9 protein-coding genes are annotated in these 9,186 nt (G+C 66.9%); 5 read left to right on the forward strand and 4 right to left on the reverse strand.

Annotation, left to right across the window (positions count from 1 at the left end):
* Positions 1-4 precede the first annotated feature (4 nt).
* From A5634_RS13440 to A5634_RS13455, 4 genes are read right to left on the reverse strand one after another with little or no spacing between them, the layout of a single operon-like run.
* Positions 5-829: a carbohydrate ABC transporter permease gene (locus A5634_RS13440; protein ID WP_155769534.1), complete on the reverse strand. Its 825-nt coding sequence runs from the start codon at positions 827-829 to the stop codon at positions 5-7.
* Between the two features lie 4 nt (positions 830-833).
* Complete coding sequence (locus A5634_RS13445) at positions 834-1,745, reverse strand: carbohydrate ABC transporter permease (protein WP_065144548.1); 912 nt, start codon at positions 1,743-1,745, stop codon at positions 834-836.
* Between the two features lie 41 nt (positions 1,746-1,786).
* Entirely contained in the window at positions 1,787-3,193 is a 1,407-nt protein-coding gene (locus A5634_RS13450) for an extracellular solute-binding protein (protein WP_065144539.1), read from the reverse strand.
* Positions 3,194-3,212: 19 nt separating this feature from the next.
* Positions 3,213-3,731 (reverse strand): general stress protein, encoded by a 519-nt coding sequence (locus A5634_RS13455; RefSeq protein ID WP_065144540.1) that lies wholly within the window; start codon positions 3,729-3,731, stop codon positions 3,213-3,215.
* A 168-nt stretch (positions 3,732-3,899) separates the two neighbouring features.
* Here A5634_RS13455 and A5634_RS13460 point away from each other — a divergent pair, with 168 nt between their 5' ends.
* The 5 genes from A5634_RS13460 to A5634_RS13480 all read left to right on the forward strand — a co-directional run bounded on the left by A5634_RS13460 (position 3,900) and on the right by A5634_RS13480 (position 9,110).
* Positions 3,900-4,430 carry a DUF4190 domain-containing protein gene (locus A5634_RS13460; protein ID WP_065144541.1) on the forward strand — a complete coding sequence of 177 codons (531 nt, stop codon included), beginning with the start codon at positions 3,900-3,902 and terminating at the stop codon, positions 4,428-4,430.
* Between the two features lie 63 nt (positions 4,431-4,493).
* The gene (locus tag A5634_RS13465) at positions 4,494-5,801 is read left to right on the forward strand and encodes a magnesium transporter MgtE N-terminal domain-containing protein (protein ID WP_065144542.1); all 1,308 of its coding nucleotides are present in this window, start codon (positions 4,494-4,496) and stop codon (positions 5,799-5,801) included.
* A complete protein-coding gene (locus tag A5634_RS13470; RefSeq protein ID WP_065144543.1) occupies positions 5,798-6,334 on the forward strand; it encodes a DUF1003 domain-containing protein in 537 nt (178 codons plus the stop codon). Before A5634_RS13465 ends, A5634_RS13470 begins: the two co-directional genes overlap by 4 nt.
* Before the next feature lie 117 nt (positions 6,335-6,451).
* Positions 6,452-7,912 carry a lytic transglycosylase domain-containing protein gene (locus A5634_RS13475; protein WP_065144544.1) on the forward strand — a complete coding sequence of 487 codons (1,461 nt, stop codon included), beginning with the start codon at positions 6,452-6,454 and terminating at the stop codon, positions 7,910-7,912.
* Positions 7,913-7,955: 43 nt separating this feature from the next.
* Complete coding sequence (locus A5634_RS13480; protein ID WP_065144545.1) at positions 7,956-9,110, forward strand: Mrp/NBP35 family ATP-binding protein; 1,155 nt, start codon at positions 7,956-7,958, stop codon at positions 9,108-9,110.
* Positions 9,111-9,186: the final 76 nt, after the last annotated feature.

The following is a 9,186-nucleotide window of genomic DNA, read 5'->3' on the forward strand; positions in this document are numbered from 1 at the left end:
CGCGCTATCCCTTCACAGCGCCAGAAGTCAACCCGGCGACAATACGTCGTTGGAATATCAGGACAAAGACAATGATCGGGATCGTGATCACGATCGCCCCGGCCGCGATCGATCCCGTCGGCTCCTCGAACTGCGAGCTGCCGGTGAAGTTGGCGATCGCAACCGGCGCGGTGATGGCGGCCTTGGTGGCGGTCAGTGACAACGCGAGCAGCAGGTCGTTCCAGGCGAAGATGAACACCAGAATCGCCGCGGTCACCAGGCCTGGCGCCGCCAACGGGACAATCACCTTCGCGAACGCCTGCACGGGTGTGGCGCCGTCCATCTTGGCCGCCTTCTCCAAATCCCAAGGGATTTCCCGGAAGAACGCTGACAGCGTGTAGATGGCCAGCGGCAGCGCGAAGGTGATGTAGGGCAGGATCAGTCCCGGCCAGGTGTCGAACAACCCCACTGCGCGTTCGATATCGAACAACGGCGTCACCAGCGAGATCGCCGGGAACATCGTGATCAACAGCGTCATACCGATCAACACCCGCTTGCCCGGAAACTGCAGCCGCGCAATCGCATAGGCCGCCATGGCACCCAGCACGACCGCGATCACCGTGGTGATCAACCCGATTCCGATCGAGTTGACCAACGCCGAACTGAAGAAGTCACCCCGGAAGATCCCGCGGTAGTTGTCCAACGTCACCGTCGACGGAATCAGCTTGCCGTCCTTGACCGTTGACGTCGGCTTGAGCGACAGGCTCAGAATCCACAACACCGGTAGCATTGCGTAGAGCACCACCAGGGTATTGACGACAACCCAAAACGCGGTGCGCCGCGCGCGCAAGGACTCAGCGGACATGAGCGTCACCTCCGGGCGAGGCAGCACCGAAGACCTTGATGAAGATCACCGCGATGAGCCCCACGCACAAAAAGATCATTACGCTGATCGCCGAGCCCAGTCCCAGGTTGAATCCCTTGAATAGGTTGTCATAACCCAGGATTGACACCGAGCCGGTGTTGTTGACACCGCCGGTGAGAACGTAGATGTTGTCGAAGATGCGAAACGCGTCCAAGGTCCGGAACAGCAGCGCCACCACCACCGCGGGTTTGATGATGGGCAGCGTGATTCTGGTCAACCGCCGCCACGCGTCTGCACCGTCTACTTGGGCAGCCTGCAGCAGATCCTCGGGCACCAGCGCCAGCCCAGCCAACAGCAGCAGCGCCATGAACGGTGTCGTCTTCCAGACCTCGGCGAGCACCACGACGCCAAGCGACGGAATCTGTTGGGTCAGTGGCGCACTCCCGTCGGGCAGCAGGTTGGCCAGGTAGCCCGTGCCGGGCGTCCAGGCGTAGTACCAGCTGTACGAGGCGACCACCGTGACGATGCCGTACGGGATCAGCACTGCGGTACGCACCACCGCCCTGCCGATCAGCGTGCGGTGCATCACCAGGGCCAGCGACAGGCCCAGCGCGAACTCCAGCGCCACCGAGATCACCGTGATGCCAAGCGTCACCGCCAGGGCGGTCCACCAGTACCGGTCGGTCAAGATCGTGTGGTAATTGCCCAGACCCACGAACGTCGTGTCGTGCGGGGTGGCGAGGTTGTTGCGCTGCAAGCTCAGCCACATGGCGTAGCAGATCGGGTAGGCCGTCACCGCCAGCATCAGGGTCGCCGCGGGCGCGACGAGCCAAAAGGCCAGCCGCCGTTCGGAAATCACCCTGTGCTCACGAATCAGTGGTCGCCTACTTCCGACGCGCATCGTCGGCGCGGCGCTGCCAGCGCGATGATGCCCCGCGCGGGTCACGGGAGCAGACCCTTGCCCTCGATGGCTTTACGCACCTCGGCGGCGAGCTCGTCGGCCGTGCGTTCCGGGTCGATATCGGTGATGGGACTCAGCGCCGAGGACAACCGGATCGACACCGCCTGATAAACGGGTGTCGCCGGACGCACGGCAGCCTCGGTAAGCTGCCGGCGAATGGCTCCGTACATCGGGTATTTGGCCTGGAACTGCGGGTCGCTGTAGAGCGAGGTCCGGACCGGGGGCAGGCCGCCCTCGATCGAGATGTACTTCTGGTTCTGCAGATTGCGCACGCACCTGATGGCGTCGAACGCCTCGGCGCGATGACGGGTGGTGCTGGCCACCGCCAAGTTCAACCCGCCGATCGTCACCTTGGCCGGTTGTCCGGCCACCACACCGGGGTAACGCGCGAAGCCGAAGACTTTCTGGCTGGCCGCATAGGCGATGTCGAACTGCTCGTCAGTAGGCGCGAAGGTGCCCGCCCCGCTGATGCTGCCGGCCAACTCCGGCAACCGATTGAGCGGCAGAAACGCCACCCCGCCTTTCACCGCGTTTTCCAGCATGGAGGCAACTACGTAGGGCCAGTTCACTTCCAGCGCGGCCTTGCCCTGTTCGACGGCCAACCGCGCGGCACCGCCGTCGCTGCGGGTGATCGACGGGTCGGCTCCCGGCGCGGTAGCTACCGATTTCATGATCTGCAGTGCCGCCACGGTAGCGGCCCGGTGCTCGGGGGTGTCGGTCAGCGTGACGCGCTTGCCGTCCTCGGAGAGCACCTGCCCACCGGCGCTGGCCAGCAATGTGTTGAACCACACCACCACGCCCTCGCCCTCGTTGGCCTGCACCGCGATCCAACTGGGCTGACCACTCGCGTGCAGGCGGCTCGCCTCGGCCACCATACCGGCCCAGTCGTGCGGCGGTTGACGAACCAAATCCGCTCGGTACCAGAGCAATTGGGTGTTCGTGGTGACGGGTGCGCCAAACAGCCGCCCCTTCCAGGTGGCCGTCTTGAGCGGGCCCGGCAACGTATCGGCGGTGGCGTCACTTTCGGTCAACCCGCTCGGGTCATCCGACAGCGGCAGCGCCCATCCCGCTTCGGCGAACTCCGCGGTCCACACCACGTCGAGCGCCATCACGTCCAACGTGTCGTCGTGCCCGGTGAGTCGGCGTGCGAGTTGTAATCGTTGCTGATCCGGAGCTCGGGCCAGGCTCACCTGCTCGATGGTGTATCGACCGGCGGCCTGCGCCGTGCAGCGCTGGGCGACGGCACTAAATGTCGCCCCGTCGGTGGCCGGCGTGTAGAAGCTGACCACTACTCCTTTGGCGCCCGCACCGCAGGCCGAGACCGTCGACGCCACGGCCAGCGCGGCCACGGCGGCCGCCCCCCATCGCCGCACGCTCGAACTCACCAAAGACTCTCGCCCCCCGGCGTCAGATCGCCAGACGCGCCAGCAGATCTCGCGCCTTCTCCGCATTCTGCGGATCGCAAAGGACGTCGTAGCGGCCGGCCACCAGTTGCATGGTGGAACTGAAGTCCCTGGTGCCGCGCGCCATCGCGTAGGGCACCGCGGATGTGATCAGGCCGAAGAAAATCCCCGCGACCAAACCGGTGATCAGTGCACCCGCGGGATTCGGGCTGAAAATTCCGAGCACCAACCCGATGAACAACCCCAGCCAGGCACCGCTCAGTACGCCGCCACCGAGCACCTTGCCCCAGGTCAGCCGGCCGGTGACGCGTTCCACCTGCATCAAATCGACGCCGACGATGGTCACCTGTTGAACGGGGAACTCCTGATCGGAGAGATAGTCGACGGCGCGCTGCGCCTCGGCGTAAGTGGGATACGAGCCGACCGGCCAGCCCTTGGGCGGCGTCGGCAATCCGGGCACACCGCGGCGACCCGCCGCCCCACCACCGGCCGGTGGCTGTCCGGGTTGGAATGGGCTAGTCATCGGTCCTCATTCTCCTCCTGACCTTTCTGACCCTCCCCCTACTGACGCCATCGTTTCATCTCGGCAACCACCCCGCACCATCCAGGCACCCGTCGGCCCGCGGATCCGACCCGGCTGGACCTTTCGGCGCCCCTATTTCACACCCGCGCGTGGGTATCGTTGGGCCTCATGACGGCTTCGGGCGGCTCCTCCGACGAGGGTGTACCTGGACCCACCGTGCCTGGCGCGCCGATCCCGGAAAATCCGTGGGCTTCACCCGCCGTGGACTATCCGCCGCCGTCGCACTACCCGTGGGACGCGGGCGGCTACCCACCGCCGATGCCGGGGTATCAGCCGTACGGTGCTTCGCCACCGGGCTATCCAAACCCCGCACCGCCGCCAATGCCCGGTCCGTATGGCGCCGCGCCCTACCCTCCGCCCAGCTATGCGTATCCGGGCTATGCGGGCTACCCCGGCGCTGGTTACGCCATGCAGTCCGGCATGAACACGATGGCGATGGTTTCGCTGGTGGCGGGCATCCTGGGCATTTTCTGCTGCATCGGATCGATCGTGAGCCTGGTGTGCGGGGGCGTCGGACTCAGTCAGATCAAACGAACCCACGAAGAGGGGTTTGGTCTGGCGGTGGCCGGCATCGTGATCAGCACGGCAACTTTGCTGGTCGTCTTCGTGCTGATGACGATTGGGCTCGGCTCGCGCTAGAAGAGCGCGGGCGGAACCCGCCCGATCCTGCCGAGCCGAGAGTCGCTGCCTACGCTCTCCGGTATGGCCTCGGTCAACAGGGTGTATGTGGCGCGCCTGCCGCGGATGATGGTTCTCGGCCCGCTCGGCGAGTCCTTTGGGCGGGTCCGCGACGTGGTGATCAGCATCAGCATCGTGCGTCAGCAACCTCGCGTGCTGGGCCTGGTGGTCGATCTGGCGACCCGCCGAAGCATCTTCATACCGATTCTGCGGGTCGCGGCGATCGAACCCGACGCGGTCACATTGCGTACCGGCACCGTGTCGCTACGCCACTTCGAGCAACGCCCCGGCGAGGTGCTGGCCATGGGCCAGGTGCTGGACACCCCGGTCCGGGTCAACGACCCCGACCTGCCTGACTTGGCCGGCGTCGAGGTCGTGATCACCGACCTCGGTATCGAGCAGACCCGCACCCGAGACTGGGTGGTGACCAGGGTCGCCGTCCGCACCCACCGGCGGCTGGGCCGGCGCGGACCGGTGCACGTCGTGGAATGGCAGAACGTGCACGGTCTGACGCCCTCGGCATTGGCCATGCCCGGCCAGGGTGTGGCGCAACTCCTGGACCAGTTCGAGGGACGCCGCGCCGTCGACGTCGCCGATGCCATCCGCGGGCTGCCCACCAAGCGTCGCTACGAGGTGTTCAAAGCGCTCGACGACAACCGGCTTGCCGACATCCTCCAGGAGTTGCCCGAGCTTGACCAGGCCGAGGTGCTGGCGCAACTGGGCACCGACCGCGCGGCCGAGGTGCTCGAGGAGATGGATCCCGACGACGCCGCCGACGTGCTGGGCGTGCTCAATCCGACCGATGCCGAGGTTTTGCTGACCCGGATGGATCCCGACGACTCGGATCCGGTGCGCCGGCTGCTCAAGCACTCCCCCGACACCGCCGGCGGGTTGATGACGTCTGATCCGGTGGTGCTCACACCGGACACCTCGGTCGCCGAGGCGCTGGCCAGGCTGCGCGATCCCGACCTCACGCCGGCGCTCTCGTCGATGGTGTTCGTGGCGCGCCCGCCCACGGCCACGCCAACCGGGCACTACCTTGGCTGCGTGCACCTGCAGCGGTTACTACGCGACCCACCGGCCGAACTCATCGGCGGCATCGTCGATACCGATCTGCTGACCCTGGCGCCAGAGACCCAATTGGGCGCTGTGACACGCTATTTCGCCGCATACAACCTGGTGTGCGGGCCGGTGGTCGACGATCAGAACCATCTGCTGGGCGCGGTCACCGTAGATGATTTGCTCGACCACCTTCTTCCGCATGACTGGCGCGTGGACGTCCCGCAACTCGATCCGGCGGGGCGACCGCCCAGGACCGGAGATTCGCTGTGAGCAGTTCGTCCGCGCCGCGCCGGCTTTACACGCCGCGGTCGTCGCGCCGGTACAAGCCGCGGCTGGACCCAGAGACGGTCGGCCAGTTCACCGAATCCATCGCGCGGTTTTTCGGGACCGGGCGTTACCTGCTAATCCAAACGTTGGTGGTAATCGCCTGGATCGCGGCCAACCTGATCGCCGTGCGCTGGCGTTGGGACCCATACCCGTTCATTCTGCTCAACCTGGCGTTCTCCACCCAGGCCGCGTACGCGGCACCGCTGATCCTGCTCGCACAGAACCGCCAGGAGAACCGCGACCGCGTTGCCCTGGAAGAAGATCGGCGTCGCGCGGCGCAGACGAAGGCCGACACCGAGTACCTGGCCCGCGAATTGGCCGCGCTGCGGCTGTCCATCGGCGAGGTCGCGACGCGCGACTATCTTCGCCACGAGCTGGACAGCCTGCGCACCATGCTGGCCGAGCTGCAGCCGAGAGCGTCGGAAGGTGGGACGCGGGCCGAAGGCGGCGAGCGTCGTGCTAAGAAATCCAGCTGAGAAACCAAGTCCGCCATTGCGCAACTCCCGTTACGAGAGTTATGTATGGTGATCTAGTTCACGAAGCTAACAACAGATCAGTTTCCCGGCGGCTCACTTGAATTGAGGACGATCGAGGTGCGAATAGGGGGACGTCGGGGTGACAACCCGGCTGGCGCGACGCCGCGGCAGCGGGCACTTCGCGTGACGCGGACACCGGTCTTCGGTATCGCGGTGATTTCCCCGCTGATTTTCGCCAGTGCGGTTGGCGCTACGGCGCCCACGTTCAACGGGAAGCATCTGCCGGCACGTGCGGCGATCGCCCCGGTGGCCGCGGTCGGTCCGGCACCCCACATCGACCTGTCCGGTCCGACCGTCATCTCGATTCAGCGGGAGCCGACCAGCTTCCACGTCGCAGCGGCCACGAGTTCCGCGCCGCCGCCCCCGACTATCGTGAATACCCCTGGCGCACTTGGCATTCCGCTTATGGCCTTGTCGGCCTACCGCAACGCCGAGCAGAAAATGGCCGCCGCCGCACCGGCGTGCGGCGTCAGCTGGAACCTGCTCGCCGGGATCGGGCGCATCGAGTCGATGCACGCCAACGGCGGCGCCACCGACGCCCGAGGTACCGCAACCAACCCGATCTACGGCCCGGCGCTGGACGGCACGCTGCCCGGCAACGAGGTGATCATCCAAAGCAATCAGGGCAACCGCGTCACCTATGCCCGCGCGATGGGCCCGATGCAGTTCCTGCCCGGCACCTGGGCACGGTACGCAGTCGACGGCGACGGGGACGGTGTGCCCGACCCGCAGAACCTGTTCGACGCCACGCTCGCCGCCGCGCGGTACCTGTGCAGCGGCGGACTGAACCTGCGCGACCCGGCGCAGGTGATGGCCGCGATCCTGCGGTACAACAACTCGATGTCCTACGCCCAGAACGTGCTGGGCTGGGCCGCGGCGTACGCCACCGGCGTGGTGCCGGTCGACCTGCCGCCGATCACCGGGCCGCCACCTCCCATCGGAGATGCCCATCTCGAGCACCCCGAGGGACTCGGCCCGAACCTGCCGCTGAACGTCACCGGTCTCGGGGTCGGCGACCCGATGGGGCAGCACATGCCGCTGATCGACTTCGGGCAGCCGCAGCTCATCTCCCAGTACCCGATGTTCCCGAACCCGCAGACGCCACAGTGGCCTTGGTTGACCCCGCCGCAGACGCAGCCGCAGGTGCCGGTCGCGACGCCGGGTTGCACCCTGATCTGCATCAGCTCGCAGACTCCCGATTCGCTGCCGCCCGGAGCCGGACCGATCCCGAACGGCGGAATAGTGATCGCGCCGGCGGCACCCGCACCAGCACCAGCGCCGCCGCTGGCTCCGCCTTTCCCGGATCCGTTCGCGCCGCCCCCAGCAGCACCTCCGGTTGCACCTCCGGTTGCAGCGCCAGCCCCGGCGCCCCCAGCAGCGCCAGCAGCGCCAGCTGGGCCAGCAGCACCCGCAGCGCCCCCGGGAGCCGCCAACGCCGTGCCGTCGCCCAAGCCCGCGGGTCCGGCACATCCCAACCCGCCCGAGCCCGGCGAACCAGTACTCGCCCCGGTCAGCTGACCGTTCGGAGCATCCGCAGTCGAGCCGCCTAGACTCGGCGGTGATGTCTTCAGCAACCCAAGATGATGCCGCCGCTCTGAGCACCGCTATCCGCGCCGCGCTGGGCAAGGTGATCGACCCCGAACTGCGGCGTCCGATCACCGAACTCGGCATGGTCAAAAGCATCGAGGTGAACCCCGACGGGAGTGTGCACGTCGAGATCTACCTGACCACGGCCGCCTGCCCGAAGAAGGCCGAGATCAGCGAGCGGGTGACTCAAGCGGTTTCCGACGTCCCCGGGACCGGGTCGGTGCGGGTCAGCCTGGACGTGATGAGTGACGAGCAGCGCACCGAGCTGCGCAAGCAGCTGCGCGGTGACGCCGCCGAACCCGTCATCCCGTTCGCCCAACCAAGCTCCCTCACCCGGGTGTATGCGGTGGCATCCGGCAAAGGCGGGGTGGGCAAGTCCACCGTCACAGTCAACCTGGCCGCCGCGATGGCCGCCCGCGGACTGTCTGTCGGCGTGCTCGACGCCGACATCCACGGCCACTCCATTCCCCGGATGATGGGCACCGCTGACCGTCCCACCCAGGTCGAGTCGATGATCCTGCCGCCGATCGCCCACGAGGTGAAGGTGATCTCGATCGCCCAGTTCACCCAGGACAACAGCCCGGTGGTGTGGCGCGGCCCGATGTTGCACCGGGCGTTGCAGCAGTTCCTGGCCGACGTGTACTGGGGCGACCTGGATGTCTTGTTGCTCGACCTGCCGCCCGGGACCGGCGACGTCGCCATCTCGCTGGCTCAACTGCTGCCCAACGCCGAGATCCTGGTGGTGACCACACCCCAGGCGGCGGCCGCCGAGGTGGCCGAACGCGCCGGCAGCATCGCGATTCAGACCCGGCAACGCATCGCGGGCGTCGTGGAAAACATGTCCGGCCTCACGTTGCCGGACGGCACCACGATGCACGTGTTCGGCGAGGGCGGTGGTCGACAGGTCGCCGAGCGGTTGTCCCGTGCCGTCGGCGCCGACGTGCCGCTGCTAGGTCAGATCCCGCTGGATCCCGCGCTGGTGACAGCCGGCGACGCGGGCCTACCGCTGGTACTCGACGCACCGGACTCCGCTGTCGGTAAGGAACTGAGCCGCATCGCCGACACTTTGTCGGCGCGTCGCCGGGGACTGGCCGGCATGTCGCTGGGCTTGGACCCCACCCGCCGGTAGCGCGAGCAATAGCTCCTATGTCAAGCCGCGGCGGTTTGGGGTGGTGATTGGCGGGCCTTTTCGTCGGCGATGAGGT

It is taken from the genome of Mycobacterium asiaticum, from assembly GCF_001673365.1.
Classification (GTDB): Bacteria; Actinomycetota; Actinomycetes; order Mycobacteriales; family Mycobacteriaceae; genus Mycobacterium; species Mycobacterium asiaticum_A.

What these genes read in the sequence shown, in the direction of transcription:
- A5634_RS13465 (WP_065144542.1), top strand. Translation starts at nt 4,494, where the DNA reads ATGGCCTCGGTCAACAGGGTGTATGTGGCGCGCCTGCCGCGGATGATG.
- A5634_RS13445 (WP_065144548.1), bottom strand. Translation starts at nt 1,745, where the DNA reads ATGCGCGTCGGAAGTAGGCGACCACTGATTCGTGAGCACAGGGTGATT.
- A5634_RS13460 (WP_065144541.1), top strand. Translation starts at nt 3,900, where the DNA reads ATGACGGCTTCGGGCGGCTCCTCCGACGAGGGTGTACCTGGACCCACC.
- A5634_RS13480 (WP_065144545.1), top strand. Translation starts at nt 7,956, where the DNA reads ATGTCTTCAGCAACCCAAGATGATGCCGCCGCTCTGAGCACCGCTATC.
- A5634_RS13455 (WP_065144540.1), bottom strand. Translation starts at nt 3,731, where the DNA reads ATGACTAGCCCATTCCAACCCGGACAGCCACCGGCCGGTGGTGGGGCG.